Annotated in this window: 24 protein-coding genes; 12 read left to right on the top strand and 12 right to left on the bottom strand. The window is 60.0% G+C overall.

What is annotated here, in order from left to right; all coding sequences use genetic code 11:
• Positions 1-99 precede the first annotated feature (99 nt).
• Both yedA and ACZ0A4_RS19975 read left to right on the top strand, forming a co-directional pair.
• Positions 100-1,035: a drug/metabolite exporter YedA gene (gene yedA / locus ACZ0A4_RS19980; RefSeq protein WP_463576105.1), complete on the top strand. Its 936-nt coding sequence runs from the start codon at positions 100-102 to the stop codon at positions 1,033-1,035.
• A 52-nt stretch (positions 1,036-1,087) separates the two neighbouring features.
• Complete coding sequence (locus ACZ0A4_RS19975) at positions 1,088-2,425, top strand: DEAD/DEAH box helicase (RefSeq protein WP_007909704.1); 1,338 nt, start codon at positions 1,088-1,090, stop codon at positions 2,423-2,425.
• An 83-nt stretch (positions 2,426-2,508) separates the two neighbouring features.
• Here the strand turns inward: ACZ0A4_RS19975 and ACZ0A4_RS19970 are convergent, their stop codons facing one another.
• From ACZ0A4_RS19970 to ACZ0A4_RS19960, 3 genes are all read right to left on the bottom strand, one after another.
• A complete protein-coding gene (locus ACZ0A4_RS19970) occupies positions 2,509-3,651 on the bottom strand; it encodes an IS481 family transposase (RefSeq protein WP_463573905.1) in 1,143 nt (380 codons plus the stop codon).
• Between the two features lie 299 nt (positions 3,652-3,950).
• The gene (locus ACZ0A4_RS19965) at positions 3,951-5,198 is read right to left on the bottom strand and encodes a TIGR03862 family flavoprotein (protein ID WP_463576104.1); all 1,248 of its coding nucleotides are present in this window, start codon (positions 5,196-5,198) and stop codon (positions 3,951-3,953) included.
• A gap of 292 nt (positions 5,199-5,490) precedes the next feature.
• Positions 5,491-6,411, bottom strand: a complete 921-nt coding sequence (locus tag ACZ0A4_RS19960) for a histone deacetylase family protein (RefSeq protein WP_212620992.1) — start codon at positions 6,409-6,411, stop codon at positions 5,491-5,493.
• An 82-nt stretch (positions 6,412-6,493) separates the two neighbouring features.
• Here ACZ0A4_RS19960 and ACZ0A4_RS19955 point away from each other — a divergent pair, with 82 nt between their 5' ends.
• From ACZ0A4_RS19955 to ACZ0A4_RS19945, 3 genes are all read left to right on the top strand, one after another.
• Positions 6,494-7,063 (top strand): GNAT family N-acetyltransferase, encoded by a 570-nt coding sequence (locus tag ACZ0A4_RS19955; RefSeq protein WP_141126457.1) that lies wholly within the window; start codon positions 6,494-6,496, stop codon positions 7,061-7,063.
• A gap of 109 nt (positions 7,064-7,172) precedes the next feature.
• Positions 7,173-8,042: an acyl-CoA thioesterase II gene (tesB, locus tag ACZ0A4_RS19950; RefSeq protein ID WP_003228466.1), complete on the top strand. Its 870-nt coding sequence runs from the start codon at positions 7,173-7,175 to the stop codon at positions 8,040-8,042.
• A complete protein-coding gene (locus ACZ0A4_RS19945; protein WP_463576101.1) occupies positions 8,039-8,632 on the top strand; it encodes an HAD family hydrolase in 594 nt (197 codons plus the stop codon). Before tesB ends, ACZ0A4_RS19945 begins: the two co-directional genes overlap by 4 nt.
• 118 nt (positions 8,633-8,750) lie before the next feature.
• On the opposite strand, the gene ACZ0A4_RS19940 is transcribed toward ACZ0A4_RS19945, so the two are convergent.
• The 4 genes from ACZ0A4_RS19940 to ACZ0A4_RS19925 form a co-directional block, all read right to left on the bottom strand.
• Entirely contained in the window at positions 8,751-9,701 is a 951-nt protein-coding gene (locus ACZ0A4_RS19940; protein WP_463576100.1) for an alpha/beta hydrolase family protein, read from the bottom strand.
• Positions 9,702-10,586 carry a KPN_02809 family neutral zinc metallopeptidase gene (ypfJ, locus tag ACZ0A4_RS19935; protein WP_463576099.1) on the bottom strand — a complete coding sequence of 295 codons (885 nt, stop codon included), beginning with the start codon at positions 10,584-10,586 and terminating at the stop codon, positions 9,702-9,704. It abuts the gene before it with no gap.
• A gap of 192 nt (positions 10,587-10,778) precedes the next feature.
• Positions 10,779-11,612, bottom strand: coding sequence for an aldo/keto reductase (locus tag ACZ0A4_RS19930; RefSeq protein ID WP_463576098.1), 834 nt, complete (start codon positions 11,610-11,612; stop codon positions 10,779-10,781).
• Complete coding sequence (locus ACZ0A4_RS19925; RefSeq protein ID WP_463576096.1) at positions 11,596-13,335, bottom strand: FAD-dependent oxidoreductase; 1,740 nt, start codon at positions 13,333-13,335, stop codon at positions 11,596-11,598. Before ACZ0A4_RS19925 ends, ACZ0A4_RS19930 begins: the two co-directional genes overlap by 17 nt.
• Positions 13,336-13,511: 176 nt before the next feature.
• On the opposite strand from ACZ0A4_RS19925, the gene ACZ0A4_RS19920 reads away from it, so the two are divergent.
• The 4 genes from ACZ0A4_RS19920 (at position 13,512) to ACZ0A4_RS19905 (ending at position 17,389) form a co-directional block, all read left to right on the top strand.
• Entirely contained in the window at positions 13,512-14,288 is a 777-nt protein-coding gene (locus ACZ0A4_RS19920; protein ID WP_463576094.1) for an IclR family transcriptional regulator, read from the top strand.
• A gap of 243 nt (positions 14,289-14,531) precedes the next feature.
• A complete protein-coding gene (locus ACZ0A4_RS19915) occupies positions 14,532-15,593 on the top strand; it encodes a Gfo/Idh/MocA family protein (RefSeq protein ID WP_463576093.1) in 1,062 nt (353 codons plus the stop codon).
• A 2-nt stretch (positions 15,594-15,595) separates the two neighbouring features.
• Positions 15,596-16,411, top strand: a complete 816-nt coding sequence (locus ACZ0A4_RS19910; RefSeq protein WP_463576092.1) for a sugar phosphate isomerase/epimerase family protein — start codon at positions 15,596-15,598, stop codon at positions 16,409-16,411.
• Between the two features lie 99 nt (positions 16,412-16,510).
• Positions 16,511-17,389 carry a DMT family transporter gene (locus ACZ0A4_RS19905; protein WP_116029823.1) on the top strand — a complete coding sequence of 293 codons (879 nt, stop codon included), beginning with the start codon at positions 16,511-16,513 and terminating at the stop codon, positions 17,387-17,389.
• A gap of 129 nt (positions 17,390-17,518) precedes the next feature.
• On the opposite strand, the gene ACZ0A4_RS19900 is transcribed toward ACZ0A4_RS19905, so the two are convergent.
• Entirely contained in the window at positions 17,519-18,856 is a 1,338-nt protein-coding gene (locus ACZ0A4_RS19900) for an MFS transporter (RefSeq protein ID WP_463576090.1), read from the bottom strand.
• A gap of 269 nt (positions 18,857-19,125) precedes the next feature.
• On the opposite strand from ACZ0A4_RS19900, the gene quiC reads away from it, so the two are divergent.
• Positions 19,126-21,027 carry a 3-dehydroshikimate dehydratase QuiC gene (gene quiC / locus ACZ0A4_RS19895; protein ID WP_463576089.1) on the top strand — a complete coding sequence of 634 codons (1,902 nt, stop codon included), beginning with the start codon at positions 19,126-19,128 and terminating at the stop codon, positions 21,025-21,027.
• A 101-nt stretch (positions 21,028-21,128) separates the two neighbouring features.
• On the top strand, positions 21,129-21,806 hold the full coding sequence (locus ACZ0A4_RS19890) for a TetR family transcriptional regulator (RefSeq protein ID WP_463576088.1): 678 nt from the start codon (positions 21,129-21,131) through the stop codon (positions 21,804-21,806).
• 114 nt (positions 21,807-21,920) lie between these two features.
• Here ACZ0A4_RS19890 and ACZ0A4_RS19885 read toward each other — a convergent pair whose 3' ends face one another.
• The 4 genes from ACZ0A4_RS19885 to ACZ0A4_RS19870 form a co-directional block, all read right to left on the bottom strand.
• Positions 21,921-22,775, bottom strand: coding sequence for a shikimate dehydrogenase (locus ACZ0A4_RS19885; RefSeq protein WP_463576087.1), 855 nt, complete (start codon positions 22,773-22,775; stop codon positions 21,921-21,923).
• A gap of 5 nt (positions 22,776-22,780) precedes the next feature.
• Entirely contained in the window at positions 22,781-23,221 is a 441-nt protein-coding gene (aroQ, locus tag ACZ0A4_RS19880) for a type II 3-dehydroquinate dehydratase (RefSeq protein ID WP_102899935.1), read from the bottom strand.
• A gap of 198 nt (positions 23,222-23,419) precedes the next feature.
• Positions 23,420-24,499, bottom strand: coding sequence for a tRNA (uridine(54)-C5)-methyltransferase TrmA (gene trmA / locus ACZ0A4_RS19875; RefSeq protein WP_463576086.1), 1,080 nt, complete (start codon positions 24,497-24,499; stop codon positions 23,420-23,422).
• Positions 24,496-25,791, bottom strand: coding sequence for an NCS2 family permease (locus ACZ0A4_RS19870; RefSeq protein ID WP_158957565.1), 1,296 nt, complete (start codon positions 25,789-25,791; stop codon positions 24,496-24,498). The genes trmA and ACZ0A4_RS19870 overlap by 4 nt, the downstream gene beginning before the upstream one ends.
• 222 nt (positions 25,792-26,013) lie before the next feature.
• On the opposite strand from ACZ0A4_RS19870, the gene ACZ0A4_RS19865 reads away from it, so the two are divergent.
• Positions 26,014-26,463 carry a DUF4879 domain-containing protein gene (locus ACZ0A4_RS19865; protein WP_463576084.1) on the top strand — a complete coding sequence of 150 codons (450 nt, stop codon included), beginning with the start codon at positions 26,014-26,016 and terminating at the stop codon, positions 26,461-26,463.
• Positions 26,464-26,496 lie beyond the last annotated feature (33 nt).

The raw sequence follows: 26,496 nt of genomic DNA, 5'->3' as shown, positions 1-26,496 counted from the left end.
GAAAAGTGTACTGGCGTGTTTCGCTGGTTTTGTAACTTATTTTTGCCTGCCAGCCTTTCTAGAATATCCAATCCCAAGACTCTGACTGTCGAGCTGCTCATGTCCGCCCTGCGCCGTTTTTCCTTGCCGCTGATCGCCGCGTTTTTCGCGCTGTACGTGATTTGGGGATCGACCTATCTGGTGATCCGCATCGGCGTCGAGTACTGGCCACCGCTGATGCTCGGTGGTGTGCGCTTCGTGATTGCGGGCACGTTGATGTACGCGTTCCTGCGCTGGCGCGGGGCGCCGGCACCGACCTGGGCTCAGTGGAAAGCGGCGGGGATCATCGGCATTTTGCTGCTCAGTTTCGGTAATGGCGCGGTGAGCGTGGCCGAGCACACCGGTGTGGCTTCGGGTGTGGCGGCATTGGCGGTGGCGACGGTGCCGCTGTTTACTTTGCTCTGTGGATATTTCTGGGGCGCGCGTAACACTCGGCTGGAGTGGGCCGGGGTGGCGTTGGGGATTATCGGCATCGCCATGCTCAATATGGGCTCCAACCTGCAATCGAGTCCGATGGGCGCGGCGCTGCTGATTTTTGCGGCGGCGACCTGGGCGTTCGGTTCGGTATGGAGCAAACATTTGCCGTTACCGCAGGGCGCGATGGCCAGCGCGGTGGAAATGCTGGTCGGCGGTGTGGTGTTGCTGATCGGCAGCGCCGCGAGCGGAGAGCATCTGCAAGCCATGCCACCGGTTGAAGGCTGGCTGGCGCTGGCGTACCTGATTTTCTTCGGCTCGATCATCGCGTTCAATTCGTACATGTATCTGCTCAAGCATGTGCGTCCGGCGGCGGCGACCAGTTATGCCTACGTCAACCCGGCGGTGGCAGTGTTACTGGGGATTGTGTTCGTCGGCGAGACCATCGGGATCGAGGAAGCGCTGGCGATGCTGGTGATCATCAGCGCCGTGGTGTTGATTGGTTTGCCGCAGTGGCGCCGCCCGGCACAGCCGCCAGTCGCAGCGCCGACAGCCGTTCCCGCGGAACAGCGTACGAATTAGGGTAAACTGCGCGGCATTGCATGCCCGCGTCATTTTTTCCTACGGTACTTCCATGACTTTCGCCACCCTTGGCCTGATCGAACCCTTGCTGCGCTCCCTCGAGAAGCTCGGCTACCAGACCCCGACGCCGGTTCAGGCGCAAGCCATTCCGGCCGTGCTGGCCGGTCGCGACCTGATGGCAGCCGCCCAGACCGGCACCGGCAAGACCGCCGGTTTCGCCTTGCCGCTGCTGCAGTTGCTGGCCATGGAAGGGCCGAAAGTCGCCGCCAACTCGGTGCGCGCATTGATTCTGGTGCCGACCCGCGAGCTGGCCGAACAAGTCCACGAAGCCGTGCGCCAATACGCCGAAAACCTGCCGCTGCGCACGTACGCGGTGTACGGCGGCGTCAGCATCAATCCGCAAATGATGAAGCTGCGCGGCGGTGTCGATCTGTTGGTGGCGACCCCGGGCCGTCTGCTCGACCTGTTCCGCCAGAAGGCGCTGAAATTCAATCAGCTGCAAACCCTGGTGCTCGACGAAGCCGATCGCATGCTCGATCTGGGCTTCTCCGAAGAACTGTCGAACATCTACCGTGCGCTGCCGAAGAAACGTCAGACGCTGCTGTTCTCCGCGACCTTCTCCGATGACATCCGCCTGCTGGCCGGGCAGATGCTCGACGATCCGCTGACCGTAGAAGTCAGCCCGCGCAATGTCGCTGCCAATACGGTCAAACAGTGGATCGTCACGGTCGACAAGAAGCGCAAGGCCGAACTGTTCGTGCACCTGATGCGCAAGAACAAGTGGAAGCAGGTGCTGGTGTTCGCCAAGACCCGCAACGGCGTGGATGCGCTGGTGGAAAAACTTCAGGGCCTCGGTGTGAATGCCGACGGTATCCACGGCGACAAGCCGCAGGCGACCCGTCAGCGTGCGCTGGATCGTTTCAAACTCAGTGAAGTGCAGATTCTGGTCGCGACTGACGTTGCGGCGCGGGGGCTGGATATCGAAGATCTGCCGTTGGTGATCAACTTCGATCTGCCGATCGTGGCTGAGGATTACATTCATCGTATTGGTCGTACCGGCCGAGCGGGCGCGACCGGTGAGGCGATCTCGCTGGTGTGCGCGGATGAAGTGAACATGTTGTCGGCAATCGAGATGCTGACGCGGCAGACCTTGAAGCGTCAGAACGAACCGGATTTCGAACCTGAGCACCGCGTGCCGGATACCGACGCCAGCGGTCAGGTGATCAAGAAGCCAAAGAAACCGAAGAAGCCGAAAGCCTCGGGTGGTGGCGGCAAGCGCAATCTGGGCAAATGGGTCGACAGCGGCGAGACGCAGGCGCCGGAGCCTTCGGTCAAGCCTGTGCGCAAGGTGCCGGTGTTCAACACTGGGCCTCGTAAGCGCAAGCCTTAAGGTCAAAAGCCCCTCACCCTAGCCCTCTCCCTGTATGTACCGGAGACATGGTGGACACATGTTCGGAGACATGGTGGACGGTTTTAGATCTTCTTACCTGCCGTAACGATCTGCAAGTTCAAGTCGATCCGGGCGATACGATGTCTACTCCAGTAGACATCGTGGATGCCGTCCTCCGTCGTTTCCCGGATAGCTACTGACCTCCCGTGAAAAGCCTTTCCGACTGTGTATTCACGGTTCCTCCAGTAGATCTCTCCTTTTACCTGAACCTTCCTGACCACATCCCCATCGTCGTACTCCGGCGCCGCCGGTTGCTCCTGATATTCCCGTGGGCTGCTGCTGTAGCGAGTAGCAGGAACCTGCATGTTCAACGCTTGATGCGGACGCTTCTGGTTGTAAATCTCACGCCAGATATCAAACGCCCGTTGTGCATCGTCCAGATCGGTGAAGGGATGGCCTTGCAGGACTTCCCTTTTCAGGCTGCGGTGGAAGCGCTCCAGCTTTCCCTGGGTTTGCGGGTGATAAGGTCGGGAGTGGCCGACCTTGATGCCCTGGCTCATCAGCCAGACCTCCAGCGCGGTATAAACGCCGGTCTGGTCACCCCATGGCGAACCGTTGTCCATCGTCATGCGCAGAGGCAGACCGTAGAGCCGAAAGGCCCGCATTAGTTGCTCCTGGACGGTTCGGCGCTGCTCATTGGCGCACGCAGCGATGCACAGTGAGAACCGCGAGTGATCGTCCAGTATCGTCAGCGGATGGCAACGTCCGTGGCTCAGGCTGATATGGCCCTTGAAGTCGATCTGCCAAAGATCGTTGGGCTCCTCGTGCTCGAACCGGATAAACGGTTTGACCTCGGCAGCCTTTGGATCAACCCGCGAATGACGTTGTAAAACCGCATGCACGGTGCTGACAGAGGGCATCACTTTGCCGTCGTCTTCCAACACACGCTTGAGCTTGCGAGCGCCCCAAGCGGCGTACTCCTGACTCAGGGTCAAAATCTGCTGCTCAACCTCTTCAGCGCAGCGTTTGGGTGACGTCTTTGGTCGTCGAGACTGATCGATCAACCCTTGCGCACCGAGATTTTCAAACCTGCTGAGCCATTTGTAGGCAGTGCTTGGGCTGATATTGAATCGACGGCAAAGCTGCCGAACATTGGCCCCTTCTTGCCGAGCCAAAAGCACGAATTCTGAACGAAGCTGCACGGTGGACACCTCTTCCCAGGACACAGGTCATCTCCTCGGTGATGAGCAATGTGTCTATTAAAAAGTGTCCACCATGTCTCCGAACACCCGTCCACCATGTCTCCGGTACATACACTCCCCGAGGGAGAGGGGACTGATTGGGGGATATTCGGGAATTACGCCGACCTGATCCTGCTGCTGTGAATCCATAATCGACAGGGCCTTCGCCAGACACCTCGGTCGTCTGGCCGAATCCATAATCGACTCGGTCTTTCAGGTCGATGGATGACGTCAGACACCTCGGTCAGCTCCCTCTCCCTCTGGGAGAGGGCTGGGGTGAGGGTTCAGGCAGACGCCTCGGATTTGAGCCACTGCACGACCCCCAACCCCGCCGCCCGCCCGCTGGCAAAACATCCCGTCAGCAAATACCCGCCCGTCGGTGCTTCCCAATCCAGCATCTCCCCCGCGCAGAAAACCCCTGGCAACGCCTTGAGCATCAAGCGTTCATCCATCGCCTCGAACGTCACGCCCCCGGCACTGCTGATTGCTTCGTCCAGCGGACGGGTTTTCACCAATGTCAGTGGCAACGCCTTGATCGCACGGGCCAACAGTGCCGGATCGGCGAAGGTTGCCGCATCAGTCAACTCACGCAACAACGCCGCTTTCACTCCATCAATTCCGACCTGACTGTGTAGATGCTTGGCCATCGAACGCGAACCGCGCGGTTTGCTCAACGCCGCCTGCAATTTATCCACAGGCCGGCCGGGAAGCAGATCAATATGAATCGTCGCTGCACCGTGCACATTGATCGCCTCACGAATCGGCGCCGACAGCGCATAAATCAGACTGCCTTCAATTCCGGTCGCGGTGATCACGCATTCGCCCAAGCGTGGAACGTCGTCGTTTAAACCGATGGCGATATTTTTCAGCGGTGCACCGGCGAATTTGCTGACCATCAATTCGCTCCAGGCCTGCACCTCGAAGCCGCAATTACTCGGCTGCAACGGCGCCAGTCCTACACCTTTTTGCTCCAGGGGCAGCATCCACGCGCCATCCGAACCGAGGCGCGCCCAACTGCCGCCGCCGAGGGCAAGCAGAGTGGCATCGGGTTTAATGGTGATTTCACCTTCCGGGCTATCGATGCGCAGCGCGCCCCGTTCATTCCAACCGAGCCAACGATGGCGGGTGTGGATAACTACGCCGCTGTCGCGCAGGCGTTTGAGCCAGGCGCGCAGCAGCGGGGCCGCTTTCATGTCCGAAGGAAATACCCGGCCAGAGCTGCCGACAAAGGTTTCGATACCCAGGTCGTGAATCCACTGGCACAGCGCATCGGCGTCGAAACCGCGCAGCAACGGGGCAATTTGCGGTGCGCGTTCGGCGTAGCGGGAGAGAAACGCCGGGTACGCTTCGGAATGGGTGATGTTCATGCCGCCGACACCGGCGAGCAGAAATTTGCGGCCCACCGAGGGCATGCCGTCGTACAGGTCGACGCGAATTCCAGCCTGGCTCAGCACTTCAGCGGCCATCAGGCCGGCGGGGCCACCGCCGATGATGGCGACGTGATCGGGAGAGGAGGCGGAAGTCTGGGTCATGGCATGCGCTGCGGTATGGCGGGATAAGGCGCGCATTCTAACAGCGCAAACCAATGTGGGAGATCCTTGTGGGAGCGAGCTTGCTCGCGAAAGCGGTGGGTCAGTCAATTAATTGTTGAGTGTACCGATGCCTTCGCGAGCAAGCTCGCTCCCACAGGGTGGAATGGTGGATTCAGTGTCTGGTTAAAAAATAGCCAGTGTTCTGTAGGCCGCAGTAGGTATGGCCTGTAGTCCCTTTCACTCAGGTTATCCACAGGCAGTTCCACAGCGATTGTGGGTAACGCAGCACAGCTCAATGACAACCGTGTGAACGCCAGACCCGCTGCGCGCTGTGATGGAGGATGCCGTGGCGGCGGGCGAGGGCGTGGCGATCCTTGCTGTAGCCGCCGCCGATCACGCCCATCACCGGAATGTCGCGGCCCAGGCAATGGCGCATCACGCTTTCATCGCGGGCGGCGACGCCTTCGTCGGTGAGCTGTAGATAACCAAGGGCGTCGTCCTTGTGTACATCGACCCCGGCGTCGTACAGCACCAGATCCGGTTGATACAGCGGCAGCAGGTAATTGAGTGTGTCATCGACCACCTTCAAATAATCGCCATCGCCCATGCCTTTGGGCAGCGGAATGTCCCAGTCACTTTGCGCTTTGCGTGCAGGAAAATTCTTCTCGCAGTGCAGGGACACGGTAATCGCCTCCGGCGTGTCATGCAGGATTCGCGCGGTGCCGTCACCCTGATGCACATCGCAATCGAAGATCAGCACGCGATTCACCCGGCCGCTCTGCAGCAGGTAATGGCTGATGATCGCCAGGTCATTGAAAATACAAAACCCGGCCGGGTAATCGTAATGCGCGTGATGAGTGCCGCCCGCCAAGTGACAGGCCAGTCCATGCTCCAGGGCTTTTTCCGCCGCCAGAATCGAACCGCCGACCGCGCGCACCGTGCGCCGCGCCAGGGCTTCGTTCCATGGCAGGCCGAGACGCCGCTGGTCTTCGCGGGACAACTCGCCGCTCATGTAGCGTTCGATATACGCACGGTCATGGGCGAGGGCGAGGATGTCGTTGGGGCAGATCTCGGGCCGCAACAGGTCGGCGTCGCGGGTCAAACCGCTGTCGACCAGGTGATCGCGCAGCAAACGAAACTTGTCCATCGGGAAGCGGTGATCCGCCGGAAACTCCGGGCTGTAGTCTTCGTGGTAGATCAACGGCAGTGGCATGGCGATTTCGTGTAGGAACGTAGGAAAGAGTGAAGGATCCTACCAGCGATGTAGACTTGCGGCATGGAAACGGAGGGGCACGATGGAGCCGATACTGGAACTCGAAAGCGCACGCCTGCTGATGCGTCAGTGGCAGGACGAGGATTTGCCGGCATTTGCCGCGATGTGCGCCGATCCTCAGGTGATGCGTTACTTTCCGGCAGCGTTGAGCCGATTGGAGAGTGCGTCGATGATCGGCCGCGTGCGCGGGCATTTTGCTGAGCACGGTTTCGGCTTGTGGGCGCTGGAGCGCAAGGACAGCGGGGAGTTCATCGGTTTCACCGGACTCGGCGTGGTCGGCTTTGATGCGCCGTTCACTCCGGCAGTGGAAATCGGCTGGCGCCTGGCCAAGGAACATTGGGGGCTGGGCTACGCCAGTGAGGCGGCGTGGACCGCCCTGCGTTGCGGCTTTGATCGATTGACGCTAAAGGAAATCGTCTCCTTCACCGCGCAATCCAATCTGCCGTCGGAGAAAGTCATGCAGGCGATTGGCATGCATCACGCCCCGGAAGATGATTTCGATCACCCCAAGCTTGCCGTCGATCATCCATTGCGCCGGCATGTGCTCTACCGCATCACCCGCGAACAATGGCTGCAAACCTTGCATGGATAAGCCGACACGGACGTTTACAATGGCCGCCATATCATTGGCCCGCGCCAGAATCTGAATCGGCCGCCGCAGCCAAGACTGCGCGGCATTGCTTTGTGTGAGGAGAGTCTGAATGAGCCAAGTGTTGGAAGATCTGGTCGACTTGCTGACCCTGGAACCGATTGAAGAAAACCTCTTCCGTGGCCGCAGCCAGGACTTGGGTTTCCGTCAGTTGTTCGGTGGTCAGGTGCTCGGCCAGTCGCTGTCGGCGGCCAGTCAGACGGTTGAAGAGGCGCGCCATGTGCATTCGATGCACGGCTATTTCCTGCGTCCGGGCGACGCCAAGTTGCCGGTGGTCTATTCGGTTGATCGCGTGCGTGATGGCGGCAGCTTCAGCACTCGCCGCGTCACGGCGATCCAGAAGGGCCACCCGATTTTCACGTGCAGCGCTTCGTTCCAGTACGACGAAGCCGGCTTCGAGCACCAAAGCCAGATGCCTGTGGTGGTTGGCCCGGAAAACCTGCCTTCGGAGCTGGAGTTGACCCAGCAACGCGCGCACCTGATCCCCGAGCACATGCGTGAAAAACTGCTGTGCCCGAAGCCGATCGAAGTGCGCCCGGTCACTGAAAAAGACCCGTACAACCCACAACCGGCGGATCCGGTGAAATACGTATGGTTCCGCGCCGACGGCGCTTTGGCCGATATCCCGGCGCTGCACAAATACCTGCTGGCCTACGCTTCGGACTTCGGTTTGCTGACGACCTCGATGCTGCCCCACGGCAAGTCGGTCTGGCAGAAAGACATGCAGGTCGCCAGCCTCGATCACGCGCTCTGGTTCCACAACGATCTGCGCGCCGATGACTGGTTGCTCTACGCAATGGACAGTCCGTGGGCCGGCAATTCCCGTGGCTTCTCCCGTGGCAGCGTGTACAACCGCGCCGGTCAACTGGTCGCCTCGGTGACGCAGGAAGGCTTGATCCGTCATCGCAAGGATTGGGCATGAGCCTGAAAGAGGTGAAGCACTGGGTGTTCGACATGGACGGTACGCTGACCGTCGCTGTGCATGACTTTGCGGCGATTCGCGTGGCGCTGGCGATTCCCCCGGAGGACGACATTCTGACCCATCTCGCGGCGTTACCCGCAGATGAAGCCGCAGCGAAACATGCCTGGTTGCTTGAGCATGAGCGCGATCTGGCGCTGGGTTCGACCCCGGCCACCGGGGCGGTGGAACTGGTGCGCGATCTGCATGCGCGCGGCTATCGCCTCGGCATCCTCACCCGCAATGCACGGGAATTGGCGCATGTGACGCTGCAAGCGATTGGCCTGGCCGACTGCTTTGCGGTGGACGATGTGTTGGGCCGAGATGAAGCACCGCCGAAACCGCATCCGGGTGGTTTGCTGAAACTGGCTGAGGCCTGGGAAGTGCCGGCGAGCGAGATGGTGATGGTCGGTGATTACCGCTTTGATCTGGATTGCGGGCGAGCGGCGGGGGCGCAGACGGTGTTGGTGAATTTGCCGGATAACCCATGGCCGGAGCTGACCGATTGGCATGCGAAGGATTGTGTCGAGTTGCGGCGGATGCTTCTGACCTGAAATCTCCGGTGCCTGAGCTGGCCTCTTCGCGAGCAAGCTCGCTCCCACATTTGGAACACATTCGCCTGTGGGAGCGAGCTTGCTCGCGAAGAGGGCATAAGGTCCACCAGAGAGCTTATTACTCGAACAACGCCTTCTGCCCCTCCGGCGAGGTCAACATCCCATCGCCGTTATGCCCGACCCCCGGCACTTCCACCAGCCGCTGATTTACGCCCTCCGGATGCCGGCGCAGCAAATAGCCGAAGTACAACTTCCCACGCTCCAGGCGATACGCGCCTTGCGCCTCGGCTTCACAGCGCTTGTCCAACGCAGGATGCTTGGGATCGACGTCCTGCTGCCCAAGCAGATAAATCACCTCGCGTTTGATGTAACTGCTCTCAAGCTGCAATGGCGTTTGCCCACCGGCATAGACCGGCATGTCTGACAGACCGTACTTCCAGCGATTGAAGCCCGCGCACTTGGCGTGATCGAAGGCCACCGGCCGTTGTTCATTGAAATAGGCATACGACGACGGATTCGCCACCACATAACGCAAACGGATGCCGTTGGCTTTCAGCGCAGGCTGATCCTTGGCGAGCAGGGCATAGCGCTGCACCACTTGGCCGCCGCCGGAGTGGCCGAAGATCACGATCTGCTTCACGTCCGGAAACTGTTTGCGGTCGCTGATCCGTCCAACGATCTCATCAAGCGCGGCATAGGAACTCAACGGATTCGGCCCGGTGGATAAGCCGCCGCCCATCCATTCGTTGCCTTGCCAGCGCAGCAGTGTCGGCGGCAGCGAATATAAGGCCACATCGCTTTCATTGAGGAACTGCGGCGCAATCACCAGCGTGTGAGCGCTTTGTCCTGCCAGTTCGGCGGCGCTCTCGGCGCTTTTGCGATAGGTTTCCGAGTTGCGCAAACGGCCATGAATGACGATCAGCACGCGCTCGATCTTCTCCGGCGCAGGACCAATGCCCACCGCCATTTCCCCGGCCTTGAGTTGCAAACGACCGGGGCTGATTGCATCGACACCGGCCGCTTGCGCGGTGCTGCCAACAATCAGTAACGCCAAAAGCCATTTATGCATTTACAGGTTTTTCGCCGCGAAGGTGTCGCACTGGCCGACCTGGCCCTGTGCGAATCCGGTTTTGAACCAGCGCACCCTTTGCGCCGACGTACCGTGGGTAAACGAGTCCGGGACCACACGGCCCTGACCCTGTTGTTGCAGGCGATCATCACCGATGGCGTTGGCTGCGTTCAAGGCTTCTTCGATGTCGCCCGGTTCCAGCCAGTTCAAGCGCTTCTGTGCGCTGTAGGCCCAGACGCCGGCGAGGCAGTCGGCCTGCAATTCCTGACGCACCAGCAAGCCGCCGTCGCCTTCCATTTGTCGACCTTGCTGGCGAGCTGTCTGAATTTTTGCCGAGACGCCGAGTAGCGTCTGCACATGGTGTCCGACTTCGTGCGCGATCACGTAGGCCTGAGCGAAGTCGCCGGCCGCTTTGAAGCGTTGCGACATTTCCTGAAAGAACGCCATGTCCAGGTAGACCTTCTGATCCGCCGGGCAGTAAAACGGGCCGGTGGCCGAGGTCGCCAGACCGCAGGCGGAATTGACCCGATTGCTGAACAACACCAGGGTCGGATCTTTATATTGGCGGCCAGCCTGCTGGAAAATCGCGCCCCAGGTGTCTTCGGTATCGCCGAGGATCGAGCGGACGAATTCGGCCTGTTCATCGTTGGCCGGCGGGGCCTGACGGGTTTGCGAGGTCGGCGCCGATTGTTGTGTGGATTGCCCGGCGAGCTGACCGAGGATCTGCAGCGGATCCTGCCCGGTGATCCAGCCGATACCGACGATCAGCAGAATTGCCCCAAGGCTTAGGCCTTTACCGCCGCCGAAGCGCATGCCGCCACCGCCGGCATCATCACCACGGGCATCGACGACGTTGTCACTGCGTCGGCCTTTTTTCCATAGCATGTGGGAATCCTCTGTTTGTATCGGGTGGTGATGAGTGTTGCTGTTGTGTGAGTGTGGCGCCAGTCCGGTCGTCCGTCTATTGACCACACGCAAACAGGCCCGGCCTCGTGCTGACGAGGTCGGGCCTGTTATTGACGATTGGAAGTCCCGCGAATTCAATCCCGTGGCGGGTTTCTTTGAGCCGGTGGTTGATTAGCGATCAAAGGCATCCCACTGCGGTGCGAAATCCGGGCTGACCTGGCGCTGATTTTTCGGCAGTGCGGCGATCAGTGCGCGGTCTTCATCGTCGAGTTCAACCTGCAGCGATTCGAGATTGGCCCGTTGATTGGCCCGGCTGCTGGCCTTGGGAATGGCTGCGACGTTGGGTTGATCGAGCAACCATTTCAATGCGACCTGGGTTGGCAGCACACCGTGCTTTTGCGCGATCTGTTGGATCTGCGGGATGTCCGAGACCTTGTTGCGCGCCAGCGGGGTGTAGGCCGTCAGTGCCATGTCGTGGTGGCGGGCGTAGTCGAGCAGGGCGTTTTGGCCGAGGAGGACGTGGTACTCGACCTGAATCGCTGACAGAGCGATGCCGTATTCCTCGACGACTTTACGCAGCAACGGCAGAGGAAAATTCGCCACGCCGATGTTGCGCGCCAGGCCTTGCTCCTTGAAGGAGGCCAACGTGGCGAGGGTGCTTGGCAAATCCCGGTCGGTGGTCGGCCAATGAATCATGAACAGGTCGACATAGTCACTGCGCAAGGCTGTGAGGCTGCGGTCCATGGAGTGGCGCATCGCGTCGGGTTGCAGCTGATCCCACCAGACCTTGGTGGTGACGTGAATCTGCTCGCGCGGTGTCGGTGTATTCGCCAGAGCGTGTCCGACGGCGTCCTCGTTGTTGTAGGCCGCTGCCGTGTCGATGTGTCGATAACCCAGTTCCAGTGCTTGCTCCACGGCGCGGGTGCATTCGTCGCCCAGCATCGGCCAGGTGCCGAGGCCGAGTTTCGGCATGTTCAAACCTTGGGTATTAACGATGTGCTGCATGGTCGATCTCCTGTTCGAAAGCAGTCCTGCCGGCAATGTGCCGGGCGGCGATGTAACCGAAAGTCAGCGCGGGGCCGATGTTGATACCGCCCGCCGGGTAGTGGCCGCCCATGATGCTGGCCATGTCGCCTCCCGCTGCGTAAAGGCCGGGGATGGGCAGTTCGTGGGCGTCCAGCACTTGCGCGTGGGGGGTGACCTTGAGGCCGGCGAAGGTGCCGAAGCAGCCCTGCTGGACTTTCACGGCATAGAACGGACCGGTGTCTATTGGGGCAACGCAGGGGTTGGGAAGGTTCGCCGGATCACCCTGTTTGCGGTTGTAGGGTGTTGCGCCGCGACCGAATAACGGGTCTTCGCCGTGACGGGCATGGCGGTTGTAGTTATCCACAGTCTGGCGCAAGCCGCTCGGGTCGATGCCGCAGGCGAGGGCCAATTCCTCAACGGTGTTACCGGTTTTCAGATAACCGCTGCGGATAAATTCTGACACTGGCAGCGGAAATGGCCGCGATATGCCCAGTCCATAACGCCGTTGAAAGGCGCGCGTGCAGATCAGCCAGGAGGCGACTTCTTCACCTTCCGGCGCAGCAGCGACCATGGCGCTGACGTAGTCGTAATAACCGTTGGCTTCGTTGACAAAACGTTGGCCGTTGCGCAGAACCCCGATGATCCCGGGTTTGCCGCGCTCAATGATGTGTGGGAAGTGGCCGGTGCTGCCGTCGGAATGTTGCACTTGCGACACCGGCGCCCACGCCACGGGCGAAGCCACATCGGTATTGACCCGTGCACCGACGCTTTCGCCCAGGCGCAAGCCATCGCCATTGACGGCCAGCGGCGGCAGCGCCCAATGCTCGTGACCGGTGGGCGTACGCGGGAACAAGGTTTTGCGTCGCTCGATGTCATTGGCGAAACCACCCGCGGCGAGTACCACGGCTTTGCGCGCATGAAGGCGGACCGGGCCTTTGTGAGTGTTGATCACGGCGCCCGAAACGCGTGAACCGTCACGCAGCAGTTCCGTCACAGGCGCCGATTCCCAGAGCAGAACGCCAAGGTCTTCGGCGGACTTCGCCAGCCGTGCCACCAGCGCCACGCCGTTGACCAGTTGCATCGCCCGGCCACGCACGGCGAGATCAAGCAGATGCCGAGTAAAGCGCCAGGTCACATGCCATGCCGCTTTCAGCGACCGCGTCAGATTGAGGAACGCCGACAGATCCGCCCCGGCCATGATCGGCATGCCCATGAAGGACGTTTCGCGCATGGTGGTACGAAGGCGCTTGAGCAAACGTCCGACCTTGCGTCCATCGTACGGTGCCGCGATAACCGAGCGGCCCCCGGTGCCGGCCCCCGGTGTGTCGCCATGAATGTCGGCAATGGCGTTGCCGTCGGCAAATTGCAGCGCGGTGTGCTGCTCGAAAAACGCGACCATGCGCGGCCCCGCTTCAAGGAAGGCGTCGATCATCGCCGGGTTGAAGTGCTCGCCCAGTTCATGGCGCAAATAGGTGCGCGGTTGTTCGATGTCTTCGACGATGCCGGCCCGACGGGCCAGAGGATTGCACGGCACCCAAGCCCAACCACCGGACCATGCGGTGGCGCCACCGAACACTGGATCTTTCTCGACAACGATGACTTTCAAACCATGCCACGCGGCAGTCACGGCGGCCGACAAACCGGCGGCACCGGAGCCGACGACCAATACGTCGCAGTCGATATCAGGGAGTTCGGCAGACATCAAACAGCGCTCCAGCGATGAATTTTTTTGGAATTTGATTCCAGAAAATAACCAGTGCTGGCGTAGCTCGACAAGCCTTGATTCAACATAACGGGCGGTTATCGAACAACCGGTTCCAGATTTCGCTTTGCCGCTGATGTCTTCTAGAATCGGCAAAATTTCCTTTGGATGTCCCCATGGCCGGCAGTCAAATCGAACGGGTTTTCAGTGTGCTGGAAAGCCTTACCAGTGATCCGCGCGGGCTGCCGATGCAGACCCTGGCCGAGCAACTGGATATTCCGAAAAGCGCGACGCACCGCTTGCTCGCCGAGCTGATTCGCCTGGGCTATGTGCGCCAGAACGCGGAAACCTTGCGTTATCACCTGTCGACCAAACTCGTCGCGATGGGCTTTCAGTATTTGTCGAGCAGCGGTGCCGATATCGTCCAGCCGGTACTCGATCGACTGGCACAGGAAACCGGCGAACTGGTGCGTCTCGGGGTGACCGACGGTGAGCGCCAGACCTGGATCGCCAAGGCACAAGGCGCGCGCACCGGTCTGCGTTATGACCCGGACATGGGCCGCGATGCGCCGCTGTTCTACACCGCGTCCGGCCATGCGTGGCTGGCGTGCATGAGCGATGCCGAAGCGCTGTCGATGGTCGAGCGCCAGGCGGCGGAGGTGCCGGTGGGTGTGGGGCCGAATGCGCCGCGCTCGAATATCGAATTGCTCGAGCGACTGCGTCTGGCGCGGGAACAGGGCTATGCCTGTGTCGAGGAGAGTTCGGCGGTGGGAACGTCGGCGATTGCTGCGGTGGTGAGACATCCTACAGATGGGCGGGTGATTGGCGTGCTCAGCATTGCCGGGCCGAGTGCGCGGATGCCAGGGGCGCGGTTGCATGAACTGGCGCCGCTGTTGCTGACATTCACCGAAGAGTTATCAGCAGCAAGCCTGGCCTCCGAACTGTTTATCTGACTCGAGTTCACATAGGCCCACTGAGGGAGCGAGCCTGCTCGCGAAAGCGGTGTGTCAGTCATTTTTTATTTCATTACGTAGCGCATTCGCGAGCAGGCTCGCTCCCACATTTGATTTTGGGTTGCTCAGGAAAGTTGTGCGGTGTTCGCACGGTTTTGGGAAGGATGGGTTTTTGATTCTGGAACTCGGTTCTAAATTGTTTGCGGAGTGTTATTCCGAGAACAATCACAAGAGGACCCCACCTTGAATTCGCCCCTTCGAATCGCCCTGATCGGCGCCGGCAACATGGGCCAGCAACATTATCGGCATCTGCAAACCCTCAACGAAGCGACGCTGTGCGCGCTGGCTGATCCCGGGCCGCATGCCGCAGCGCTTGCGGCTGAATGGGGCGTCAGGTATTTCGCCGATCATCGTCAGATGCTTGAGCTCATCCGGCCAGACGCGGTCATCGTCGCCAATCCGAATAATCAACACGTCAGCACAGCGCTCGATTGTCTGGCGGCGGGTGTGCCGGTGTTGTTGGAGAAACCGGTCGGCGTGCATCTGGATGAAGTGCGTGCGCTGGTCGCTGCAGTCGAAAGCAGCGGGGTGCCGGTGCTGGTCGGCCATCATCGGCGTCACAATCCGCTGATCGTTCGCGCTCATGCGTTGGTGCAGAGCGGGGCGCTCGGGCGGCTGACCACGGTGACCGCACTGTTCCAGTTGCGCAAGCCGGACAGTTATTTCGAGATCCCATGGCGCCGCGAACCGGGCGCCGGGATGTTGCTGACCAATCTGATTCACGACCTCGATCTGCTACGCCATCTGTGCGGTGAGGTGCGCTCGGTGCAAGCAATCACCGACAACACCGTGCGCGGTTTTGCCAATGAAGACAGCGCGGCGGTGTTGCTGCAATTCGAAGGTGGCACCTTGGGAACCCTGAGCGGGTCCGACGCAGTGGCTGCGCCGTGGAGTTGGGAGCTGGATTCCGGCGAAAACCCGGTGTATCCGCGTCAGGCCGATCAGCCGTGCTATCTGCTGGCCGGGACTGCGGGCGCCTTGAGCATTCCGCAGCTCAAGCGTTGGCACTATGCCGCTGATCAGGTCGACGCTGGTTGGCATGAACCCTTGTTGATGATCGAAGAGTCCTACAGCGGTGACGACGCTTTACGCTTGCAGTTACAGCATTTCGTACGTGTGGCGCGGCGTGAAGTCGAGCCTCTGGTGAGTGCTGCCGATGCCGCCCGCACTCTTGCGCTGATTGAAGCCATTCGTGAGGCCGCCGTCACCGGCCATGCCTGCGCCCCTGCATTGATCGAGGCTTGAACGTGAGCGAAAGAACCCTTTCCCTGGCCAGCCTGACCGTGCTGGAGTTGTCGCCGCCGCACATGGTCGAAGTAGCCGCGCGCGCCGGTTACAGCCATGTCGGCTTGCGTCTGGAACCAGCGACACCTGAGGAGTATCACTTCCCGTTGGTGGCCGATGGTGATTTGCGCCGTCAGACGTTGGCGCGGTTACGCGATACCGGCATCCGTGTGCTCGACGTGGAAATCCTGCGTCTGAAGCCACAAACCATCGTCGCCGATTTCGAGAAACTTCTGACAGTGGGAGCGGAATTTGGCGCTACGGAATTACTCGTCGCCGGTAACGATCCTGACGAGCAGCGGCTGACCGATAACTTTTCGGCGCTTTGCGATCTGGCCAAGCCTTACGGGTTGCACCCGCATCTGGAGTTCATGCCCTGGACCGATGCGCGCAACCTCGAACAAGCGCTGCGAATTGTCGAGAACGCTGATCGGGAAAACGCTGCGGTGCTGATCGATGCCTTTCACTTTGATCGTTCGGCGTCACGCCTGGAGTATCTGGCTGAAGTGCCGGTGTCGCGCCTGCGCTATGCACAATTATGTGATGTGGCGGGGCCGAGACCGTCAGACATGGCCGAGATCTTGCGTCAGGCGCGCAACGAGCGGCGGTTTCCCGGCGAGGGTGATTGCGATCTGCTCGGGTTGTTGAAAGCGCTGCCGACTAATATTCCACTGAGTCTGGAAATTCCCACGGTGAAATTGCTGGAGCAAGGCGTGAGCGGATTGCAGCGGGCGCAGATGGCGATTGATAAAACTCGAGCGTTGTTGGCGCGGCTTTAAGCGGTGCTGCGCACCTATCGCGGGCCAGCCCACTCCCGCAGGGGGAGGCGAGACTGCCCGCGACGCTTTTGATTTTTTATGGCAACACAAGGAAATCCAATGACCGTCAGCACCCCGCTCTCCGGTGTCAACCAACCCTTCAAGGGGATCTTGCTGATTGTCGTGGCAACCTTCCTGTTCTCCAGCCACGACGCGCTGTCGAAATACCTGTCCGGCTTCTATCCGATCGTGATGGTGGTCTGGGCGCGTTATCTGGTGCACACACTGCTGATGGCGGGGATTTTTCTGCCGCAATCCGGGTTGCGCGTCCTGCGCACGAAGAAGCCTTTATGGCAGTTGACCCGAGCACTTTGCCTGCTCGGTACGAGCCTGTTTTTCACCACGGCGCTGCTTTACATCCCGCTGGCAGAAGCCACGGCGGTCAACTTTCTTGCGCCAGTGCTGGTGACCGCATTATCAGTGCCGCTGCTCAAGGAGCGAGTGACCCGTGGCCAATGGATTGCGGTGATCTGCGGCTTCATCGGCGTGCTGATCATCGTCCATCCCGGCGGTGAGTTATTCACACCGGCAGTGTTACTGCCATTCTGTTCGGCGCTGTTTTTCTGCTTCTATCAACTGCTGACCCGCAAGCTTGCGCAAGTCGACAGTCCGACTACCAGCAACTTTTTTGCCGGGCTGTGCAACACGCTGGTGATGAGTGCGCTGGTGCCGTTCTTCTGGCAGGTGCCAACCTTGACCCATGCCGGGCTGATGCTGGCGCTGGGCAGTTGCGGGATGACCGCACATCTGTTTCTGACGCAGGCATTCCGCCATGCCGCCCCGGCGCTGCTGGCGCCGTTCGGTTATTGCCAGATCGTGTTTGCCGGGTTGTTGGGTTGGTTGCTGTTCAATCACACGCCGAGTCTGCTGACGGTGATCGGCATTGCGGTGATCTGTTGCAGCGGACTGGCGGCAGCGTGGCAGCAGAGCCGCCGTTGAGCTGACAACACAAGAAACTGTGGGAGCGAGCTTGCTCGCGAAAGCGGTGTGTCAGTCACATTTGTTTCGACTGTCAGTCCGCATTCGCGAGCAAGCTCGCTCCCACAAGGGGCCAATCAAGTGGCCAGGTTACTCGGTGATGGTCGGAATCTTGCGCGGTGCCATGAAGTACATCCACGTCAGCGCAAGGAAATACATCGCCGGAATCAGGGTGAACAACACGGTGTAGTTGTTGTTGGTCACGGTGAGGATATGGCCGACGATCTGGGTCATGAACATCCCGCCGATCGCTGCGCACATGCCGCCGAAACCGAACACAGTGCTCATCATATGCTTGGGCGTGTAGTCCATCACCAGACTCCAGATGTTCGCGGTCCAGGCCTGATGCGCGCCGATCGCCAGAGAAATCGCAGCCACCGCCACCCACAGATTGGCAGAGCCAGCGGCCATGACCACGCCGATGATGCAGCAGGCAAACAGGAACATCGACAGCAGCCGCGCCTTGATCGAGTTCATGCCGCGACCGATCAGGAACGAAGACAAGATGCCGCCGCCGACGCTACCGAAGTCAGCCGTGACGTAAATGATGATCAGCGGAATACCCATCTGGGTGACGTTGATGCCCAGGTTGTATTGCTGATTCAGAAACGGCGGCAGCCAGTACAGGTAGAACCAGAACACCGGTGCAGTCAGCGAGTAGGCGAGGGCGAAGGCCCAGGTGCCGCGCATACGGAGGATTTTCGAGAACGGCACGCGGGCCTGTTCCGGTTCCACTTCTTTCTGGATGTAGTCCAGTTCGGACTGTTTAACGCTCGGGTGATCTTCCGGGTTGAAGTACTTCAAACCCCAGAACAGCAACCAGATGCCGCCCAGTGCCGACATGCACAGGAACGCCGCTTGCCAGCCCCACACGTGCAGGATCAGTGGCAGCAGCATCGGCGTGAACATCGCACCGACGTTGGTGCCGGCGTTGAAGATGCCGGTGGCAACCGCACGTTCACCGGCCGGGAACCACAGGCGCGTGGTTTTCACGCAGGCCGGGTAGTTCGCCGCCTCAGTCAGACCGAGGATGAACCGGCAGACCATGAAACCAACGGCCGAAGTCGCCAGGCCGTGGGCACCGGTGGCCAGGCTCCACAGCAGCACGGCGCAGAAGAACACGCGTTTGACGCCGACCCGGTCGATCAACCGTCCTTGCAGGACGAAACCGATCGCGTAGCCGACCTGAAACCAGAAGTTGATGTTGGCGTAATCCATCGCCGTCCAGCTCATTTCCTTGGCGAGGATTGGCTGCATGACGCCGAGGGCGGCGCGGTCGATGTAGTTCAGGGTTGTGGCGAAAAACACCAGCGCCAGCATGCCCCAACGGGTCTTGCCGACGGCCATGGCGCCGCGGATCTTGTCGCCGATGCCACCCGTGGCAGTGCTCATGGCCGGGGCCATGCGGGAAGTCTGTGAAGGAATCATGTGTTCCACCCGTTTTTGGATTTGTTATTTGGTGTGCTTTTTACTTTGCACGCTGCGACCGATGGTTCAGATCCGGACTCAATGTGCAGTCGATGTTGGGCAGTGGACGAAAAATCGTCAATTCGCCAAACCGCCATTGTGTTCGATAATCGCACGCAAAACTAACCGGGTAGTACACTTTAAATTGCTGCCACGTTCGATGCAGCCAATAATTTCCTTCACTACAAAAACCATCCCAGCCAAAAGCGGCGAAGTCCGGGAGTTGAAGCATGCAGCGTTCCATTGCCACCGTTTCCTTGAGCGGCACCCTGCCGGAAAAACTCGAAGCCATCGCCGCCGCCGGGTTTGACGGGGTGGAGATTTTCGAAAACGACCTCCTGTACTACGACGGCAGCCCGCGGGAAATTAAACAGATGTGCGCCGACCTCGGCATCGCCATCACTCTGTTTCAGCCGTTCCGCGATTTCGAAGGCTGCCGCCGCGATCGCTTGGCGCGCAATCTTGAGCGCGCCGAACGCAAGTTCGACCTGATGCAGGAACTGGGCACCGACCTGGTGCTGGTCTGCAGCAATGCTTCGGCCGACAGCGTCGGCGACCAACAAATTCTAGTCGATGATCTGCGCCTGCTGGCTGAACACGCCGGCGCACGCGGCTTGCGCATTGGTTACGAGGCGCTGGCGTGGGGCCGTCACGTGAATACTTATCAACAGGTCTGGGACATCGTGCGTCAAGCCGATCATCCGAGCCTCGGCGTGTTGCTCGACAGCTTTCATACGCTGTCGTTGAAGGGCGATCCCCGCGCCATCGCCGATATTCCCGGCGACAAGATCTTCTTCGTGCAAATGGCTGACGCGCCGATCCTGCAGATGGACGTGCTGGAGTGGAGCCGGCATTTCCGTTGCTTCCCGGGACAGGGCGAATTCGATCTGCCGGGCTTCCTTGCGCCGATCATCCAGAGTGGTTACACCGGGCCACTGTCGCTGGAGATCTTCAACGACGGCTTCCGCGCCGCGCCACCACGGGCTAATGCCGCCGATGGTTTGCGTTCGCTGCTGTATCTGGAGGAGAAGACTCGCCAGCGCCTGGAACAAGACGCGACACCGGTGGCCAATCGCGAAATCCTCTTCGAAACACCGAAGGCCAGCGAGTACAACGGCATCGAGTTTCTGGAGTTTGCCGTCGATGAAAGCCTCGGCGCCAAGCTGTCGAACTGGCTGGAACGTCTCGGCTTCGTCAAGGCCGGGCAGCATCGCTCCAAGAGTGTGAGTCTGCTGCGTCAGGGCGATATCAACCTGATCCTCAACTCCGAACCGTATTCGTTTGCTCACAGCTTTTTCGAGGCTCACGGCCCGTCGCTGTGTGCCACCGCCGTGCGGGTCAAGAACAGCGCCAGTGCGCTGGCCCGTGCGGTCGCTTATAAAGGTCAGCCCTATCGCGGACTGGTCGGCCCCAACGAATTGGAACTGGCGGCGGTGCGCGCACCGGACGGCAGCCTGATTTATCTGGTCGATGAACAGGCCGATGTCTACGGCACTGATTTCAATCTGCTAGCGGACGCACCGGCCCGTGGCGGTCTCAGGCGTATCGACCACATGGCCATGGCGCTGCCCGCCGACAGTCTCGACAGTTGGGTGCTGTTCTATAAGAGCCTGCTGGATTTCGAAGCGGACGATGAAGTGGTGTTGCCCGACCCGTACGGTCTGGTGAAAAGTCGAGCATTGCGCAGTCGCGACAGTTCGATTCGTTTGCCGTTGAACATTTCAGAGAACCGCAACACTGCGATCTCCCACGCGCTGTCGAGTTATCGCGGCTCGGGTGTGCATCACATCGCCTTCGATTGTGATGACATCTTCGCCGAAGTCAGTCGCGCCAAAGAAGCCGGCGTGCCATTGCTGGATATCCCGCTCAACTATTACGACGACCTCGCTGCGCGCTTCGATTTTGACGACGAGTTTCTCAGTGAACTGGCGTATTACAACGTTCTGTACGACCGTGACGCGCAGGGCGGTGAGTTGTTCCACGTCTACACCGAACCGTTTGAAGGGCGCTTCTTCTTCGAGATCATCCAGCGCAAGAACGGCTATGCCGGGTATGGCGCGGCGAACGTCGCGGTGCGTCTGGCGGCGATGGCCAAATCACGCAGTGGCGCGGTGCGCCAGGCGAAGTTGTAGGAAATTCGTAACCGCGGGATTAAACACAGGTCCCGCGGCTTCCTTCACTGTGCTGCGCGGCCCATAATCGCCGCCTGTGCAGTGATGGCCGTGAGCCCGCAATGACGATGAATACAGAACTTTCCGCAGCTCCTGAAGTGTCCGCTGTAGAGCCGCGCAAGAGTCGCAAGAACAACCCGGAAAAGACCCGCGAGAACATCCTGCAGGAGGCGATCGTCGAGTTCGTCCAGCAAGGCTTGTCCGGTGCCCGCGTCGACGCGATCGCCGAGCGCATCCACACCTCCAAACGCATGATCTATTACTACTTCGGCAGTAAGGAGCAGTTGTACGTCGAGGTGCTGGAGAAGCTTTACGGCGATATCCGCAATACCGAAAATCGTCTGCACCTGGCCGAGCTGGCGCCGGTTGAGGCGATCCGGCGATTGGTCGAGTTCACCTTCGATCACCACGACCGCAACGTCGACTTCGTGCGCATCGTCAGCATCGAAAACATCCACAACGCCGAATACGTGAAGCGTTCCGATGCGATCAAGGCGATGAACAACACCATCCTCGATTCGCTCGGTGAGATTCTGCGTCGGGGTGCTGAAGAGGGCGTTTTCCGTGCCGGGCTGGATGCGCTGGATGTGCATCTGCTGATCAGTTCGTTCTGCTTCTATCGCGTATCGAACCGGCACACGTTTGGCGAGATTTTCCAGATCGATCTGCCGGATGAGAGCATCAAACAGCGTCATCGCGAGATGATTTGCGAGTCGGTGTTGCGCTACCTGCAGGACTGACGCATATCCCCTTGTAGGAGCGAGCCTGCTCGCGAAAGCGGTGTGTCAGGCCACTCATGTGTTGGCTGGCAGGACGCCTTCGCGAGCAGGCTCGCTCCCACAGGGGGAAAGAGTTCAGCCATTCATGCTTTGAAAATGCGCGAGCATCCGCTGCGCATCCGGCACCACGCCGCTGAACAATTCAAACGCCTTCACCGCCTGAAACACCGCCATGTTGCCGCCATCCAGCGTCCGGCAACCCAGCGCGCGGGCATTGCGCAGCAGTTCGGTTTCCAGCGGGAAGTACACAATCTCCGCCACCCACAATTCCTTGCGCAGCAGCTCGACCGGCACCGGCATGCCCGGCAGTTTGGCCATACCCATCGGCGTGGTGTTGACCAGACCGTCGGCCTGATTCAGCGTACTCGGCAAATCCCGCCCGGCCACCGCCCGGCCAAAGCCGAAGTGCTGGTTGAGATTGTTCGCCAGACTCTCGGCGCGCTCACTGTCGACATCAAAAATGCTCAGTTGCTGTACGCCTTCGCTCAATAGCGCGTGGGCCACTGCCGCACCTGCGCCACCGGCGCCCATCTGGACCACACGTTCACGGGCAGCGTCCTTCAGACCGCGGCGAAAACCCTCAGCGAAACCGAGACAGTCAGTGTTATGGCCAACACGCTTGCCGTCCTTCAGCACCACCGTGTTCACCGCGCCGATGCCTTTGGCTTCCGGCGACAGGTCATCGAGCAGCGGGATGATCGCCTGCTTGCACGGGAAAGTGATGTTCAGTCCGGTGTAGTTCATCCGCTCGGCCGCCAGCAGCAGGTCGGGCAAGGCGGTGCTGTCCATTTTCAACTGGTCGAGATCGATCAATCGATAGAGGTAGCGCAGGCCTTGGGCATCACCTTCGTGCTCATGCAGCGCTGGCGTGCGAGAGGCCTGAATGCCGGCGCCGATCAGCCCGGCGAGTATTACGTTAGAGCGAGACATGCGCGTTACCCCTTCAACCGCTGGCTGAAATGTTCCAGCGCCAGGCGATAGCCATGACTGCCAAAACCACACATCACCGCCGTGGCAATCGCCGAGACAAACGAGTGATGGCGAAACGGCTCACGGGCGTGGACGTTGGACAGGTGCACTTCAATCACTGGTAATTCACTGGCCACCAGCGCATCGCGAATCGCTACGGAGGTGTGCGTCCACGCAGCCGGATTGATCACGATCCCGGCGCAACGGCCGCGGGCAGCGTGAATCCAGTCGAGCAGTTCGCCTTCGTGATTGGTCTGGCGAAACTCCACAGCCAGGCCGAATTCTTCAGCAGCGCGACCGCACAACGCCGAGATATCCGCCAGGGTTTCGTGGCCGTAAGTCGCCGGCTCGCGGGTGCCGAGCAGGTTCAGGTTCGGGCCGTTGAGCACCAGAACGATAGGGGGCATGAGGGGTAACTCCACTTATTGTTTTTGGCTTTGGCCGAGGGTTTCAGCCTGTGGAGATAAAATGTACTAGATGGTTACCATGGTCAATTGAACAAAAATGGACGTGGCTTTTTATGTTCGGTGATCGCACAAACAAAAATCATCACCCACAAAAAAGCCGTCAATCACGACGGCTTCCTCGTAACAGCTATCCCGCCATCAACGCCGGGTCAGCAACACACCCGATTCCATGTGATGCGTCCACGGGAACTGGTCAAACAACGCGCATTGGGTAATACGGTGCGTGTCGTGCAACTGGGCGATGTTGGCGGCCAGGGTTTCCGGGTTGCAGGAGATGTACAGGATGTTGTCGAAACGCCGGGTCAGCTCGCAGGTGTCCGGATCCATGCCGGCGCGCGGCGGGTCGACGAAGACGCTGCCGAACTCGTAGCTCTTCAGGTCGATGCCTTGCAGGCGACGGAACGGGCGCACTTCGTTGAGCGCTTCGGTCAGTTCTTCGGCGGACAAACGCACTAGCGTGACGTTATCCACAGCGTTTTCGCTGAGGTTGCTCAATGCAGCGTTGACCGATGTCTTGCTGATTTCGGTGGCCAGCACTTTGCGCACGCGAGTGGCGAGTGGCAGGGTGAAGTTGCCGTTGCCGCAGTAAAGCTCCAGCAAGTCGTCAGTACGATCGCCGAGTGCTTCGTATGCCCAGTTCAGCATCTTCTGGTTCACCGTGCCGTTAGGCTGGGTGAATGCGCCTTCCGGTTGGCGATAGCTGAAGGTGCGACCGCCGACTTCGAGTTTCTCGACCACGTAATCGAGGCCAAGCACTTCGCGTTTGCCCTTCGAGCGACCGATGATGCTGACGCCTAGATCCGCCGCCAGTTTCGTCGCCGCTGCATGCCAGTGTTCGTCCAGCGGACGGTGGTAGCACAGGGTGATCATCGCATCGCCGGCGAGGGTGGTCAGGAACTCGACCTGAAACAGCTTGTGGCTCAGCGCCGAACTGGCCTGCCACGCCGCTTTCAACTGCGGCATCAACTGATTGATGCGCAGGCTGGCGATCGGGAACTCTTCAATGAGGATCGGCGTGCGTTTGTCGTCTTGAGCGAACATCGCGTAATGCCGATCACCGCCCTCGCGCCACAGGCGGAATTCGGCGCGCAGACGGAAGTTCTGCAGCGGCGAGTCGAACACGGTCGGCTCGGGGGCATCGAACGGCGCCAGCAGATCACGCAAGCGCGTGACCTTGGCTGCAAGTTGCTCGGCGTAAGCCTGGGAATCAAATGTCATGCGTTGAACCAACCCAACTTGATCACGAACAGAATCGACAGAATCACCAACGCCGGGTTCAGCTCACGGGCGCGGCCCGACAGCAGCTTGATCACGGTCCAGGAAATGAAACCGAACGCGATGCCGTTGGCAATCGAGTAAGTGAATGGCATGGCCAGCGCGGTCACGACAACCGGCGCGGCAACGGTGATGTCTTCCCAGTCTATTTCCGCCAGACCCGAAGTCATCAGCACGGCGACGAACAGCAGCGCCGGTGCAGTGGCGAACGCCGGAACGCTGGCCGCCAGTGGCGAGAAAAAAAGCGCCAGCAGGAACAGAATTGCCACGACGATGGCCGTCAGGCCAGTACGGCCGCCAGCACTGACGCCGGCAGCGGATTCGATGTAGCTGGTGGTGGTCGACGTACCCAGCAACGAACCGGCCATGGCCGCGGTGCTGTCGGCGATCAGTGCGCGACCCATTTTCGGCATGTGGCCGTCCTTGCCCATCAGGCCGGCGCGCTTGGCGACGCCGATCAGGGTGCCGGAGTTGTCGAACAGGTCGACGAACAGGAAGGCGAAGATCACGCTGACCAGACCGATGTCCAGCGCGCCTTTGATGTCCAGTTGCATGAAGGTCGGGGCCAGCGAAGGTGGCATCGAGGTCACGCCGCCGAACGGGGTGAAGCCCATGGCGATAGAGATGATGGTCACCGCCAGAATGCCGATCAGCACGGCGCCGCGCACTTTTAGCGCTTCGAGGGCGACGATCAGGGCGAAACCGAGGGTGGCGAGGATCGGTGCCGGAGCTTTCAGGTCGCCGAGGCCGACCATGGTCGCCGGGTTGCTCACCACGATGCCAGCGTTGTGCAGGGCGATCAGCGCCAGGAACAGGCCGATACCGGCGGCAATCGCCGAGCGCAGCGGCAGCGGAATGCTGTTGATGATCCATTCACGGATACGGAAGATCGACAACAGGAAGAAGCACACGGCCGAGATGAATACGGCACCCAGCGCCACTTGCCACGTGTGGCCCATGTGCAGGACCACGGTGTATGTGAAGAAGGCGTTCAGACCCATGCCCGGAGCGAGGGCAATCGGGTAGTTGGCGATGAGGCCCATGATCGTCGAACCGATGGCGGCGGCCAGGCAGGTGGCGACAAACACCGCACCTTTGTCCATGCCGGTTTCACCGAGAATGCTCGGGTTGACGAACAGAATGTAGGCCATGGCCAAGAAAGTCGTGATGCCCGCCAGAATCTCGGTGCGCACGTTGGTGTTGTGTGCCTTGAGTTGAAACAGCCTTTCCAGCATGTCTGCTCCCCGTGGCGCGCGTGGCGCCGTGAATGTATCGACCTCAACAGCAAAGCACAGACCGTCGCTAGCGCCTGAAAAATTGTGGTGGGCCGGAAAAAGCCGCGCATCATACCAGCAGCGTGAGGAATATGGCGGTTGTTGGTGTCGATCGTCGGCGAAGTTTTGCCTTGAAGCCAACTGCGCCATACTGCGCGCTGATTTTTTCGGGGTGGGGAACGCATGAGCAAGCGCTGGATGAACGTTTTCGGGTTAATCGCAACGCTGACGGCCGGGATGTCGACGGCCTGGGCAGCATCGGCTCCGCCGTTGACGCAAGTGAAAGTGATCAAGGTGCAATCGCCTGCCTGCGGTCTTGAAGACATCGGCGATGGGCAGACGCAAACCCAGTGCAATCACAGCGGACCGAATATCAAGGTTTACGTGCTCGAAGTCGGCTATGGCAAGAGCCAGCCTCAGGTCGCACTGGACGGTTTTGAAGTGAACGGTACACGTGCCCCGGTGTGTGCCTTTGATAACGGCAACCTGACCGAATGCACCCCCGGTAATAAAACCGTTGGTTCTCTATATACCTTCGATCTGGCAGGCAAGCAGGAAGGCACCTTCACTTTCAGCAACACCTCGATCAACGCGCCACGCAACACGATGTCGACCCAGCTTTACATCAAGTAACGGCTGTTGCAGCGCGATCCGGGTGAAGCTGAC

The organism is Pseudomonas sp. AC172, assembly GCF_979258595.1.
Note: the sequence above shows the minus strand (reverse complement) of the source record. Positions and strands in the feature narration are given on the sequence as shown.

What these genes read in the sequence shown, in the direction of transcription:
- yedA (WP_463576105.1), top strand. Translation starts at nt 100, where the DNA reads ATGTCCGCCCTGCGCCGTTTTTCCTTGCCGCTGATCGCCGCGTTTTTC.
- ACZ0A4_RS19975 (WP_007909704.1), top strand. Translation starts at nt 1,088, where the DNA reads ATGACTTTCGCCACCCTTGGCCTGATCGAACCCTTGCTGCGCTCCCTC.
- ACZ0A4_RS19965 (WP_463576104.1), bottom strand. Translation starts at nt 5,198, where the DNA reads ATGACCCAGACTTCCGCCTCCTCTCCCGATCACGTCGCCATCATCGGC.
- ACZ0A4_RS19960 (WP_212620992.1), bottom strand. Translation starts at nt 6,411, where the DNA reads ATGCCACTGCCGTTGATCTACCACGAAGACTACAGCCCGGAGTTTCCG.
- ACZ0A4_RS19955 (WP_141126457.1), top strand. Translation starts at nt 6,494, where the DNA reads ATGGAGCCGATACTGGAACTCGAAAGCGCACGCCTGCTGATGCGTCAG.
- tesB (WP_003228466.1), top strand. Translation starts at nt 7,173, where the DNA reads ATGAGCCAAGTGTTGGAAGATCTGGTCGACTTGCTGACCCTGGAACCG.
- ACZ0A4_RS19945 (WP_463576101.1), top strand. Translation starts at nt 8,039, where the DNA reads ATGAGCCTGAAAGAGGTGAAGCACTGGGTGTTCGACATGGACGGTACG.
- ACZ0A4_RS19940 (WP_463576100.1), bottom strand. Translation starts at nt 9,701, where the DNA reads ATGCATAAATGGCTTTTGGCGTTACTGATTGTTGGCAGCACCGCGCAA.
- ypfJ (WP_463576099.1), bottom strand. Translation starts at nt 10,586, where the DNA reads ATGCTATGGAAAAAAGGCCGACGCAGTGACAACGTCGTCGATGCCCGT.
- ACZ0A4_RS19930 (WP_463576098.1), bottom strand. Translation starts at nt 11,612, where the DNA reads ATGCAGCACATCGTTAATACCCAAGGTTTGAACATGCCGAAACTCGGC.
- ACZ0A4_RS19925 (WP_463576096.1), bottom strand. Translation starts at nt 13,335, where the DNA reads ATGTCTGCCGAACTCCCTGATATCGACTGCGACGTATTGGTCGTCGGC.
- ACZ0A4_RS19920 (WP_463576094.1), top strand. Translation starts at nt 13,512, where the DNA reads ATGGCCGGCAGTCAAATCGAACGGGTTTTCAGTGTGCTGGAAAGCCTT.
- ACZ0A4_RS19905 (WP_116029823.1), top strand. Translation starts at nt 16,511, where the DNA reads ATGACCGTCAGCACCCCGCTCTCCGGTGTCAACCAACCCTTCAAGGGG.
- ACZ0A4_RS19900 (WP_463576090.1), bottom strand. Translation starts at nt 18,856, where the DNA reads ATGATTCCTTCACAGACTTCCCGCATGGCCCCGGCCATGAGCACTGCC.
- quiC (WP_463576089.1), top strand. Translation starts at nt 19,126, where the DNA reads ATGCAGCGTTCCATTGCCACCGTTTCCTTGAGCGGCACCCTGCCGGAA.
- ACZ0A4_RS19890 (WP_463576088.1), top strand. Translation starts at nt 21,129, where the DNA reads ATGACGATGAATACAGAACTTTCCGCAGCTCCTGAAGTGTCCGCTGTA.
- ACZ0A4_RS19885 (WP_463576087.1), bottom strand. Translation starts at nt 22,775, where the DNA reads ATGTCTCGCTCTAACGTAATACTCGCCGGGCTGATCGGCGCCGGCATT.
- aroQ (WP_102899935.1), bottom strand. Translation starts at nt 23,221, where the DNA reads ATGCCCCCTATCGTTCTGGTGCTCAACGGCCCGAACCTGAACCTGCTC.
- trmA (WP_463576086.1), bottom strand. Translation starts at nt 24,499, where the DNA reads ATGACATTTGATTCCCAGGCTTACGCCGAGCAACTTGCAGCCAAGGTC.
- ACZ0A4_RS19870 (WP_158957565.1), bottom strand. Translation starts at nt 25,791, where the DNA reads ATGCTGGAAAGGCTGTTTCAACTCAAGGCACACAACACCAACGTGCGC.
- ACZ0A4_RS19865 (WP_463576084.1), top strand. Translation starts at nt 26,014, where the DNA reads ATGAGCAAGCGCTGGATGAACGTTTTCGGGTTAATCGCAACGCTGACG.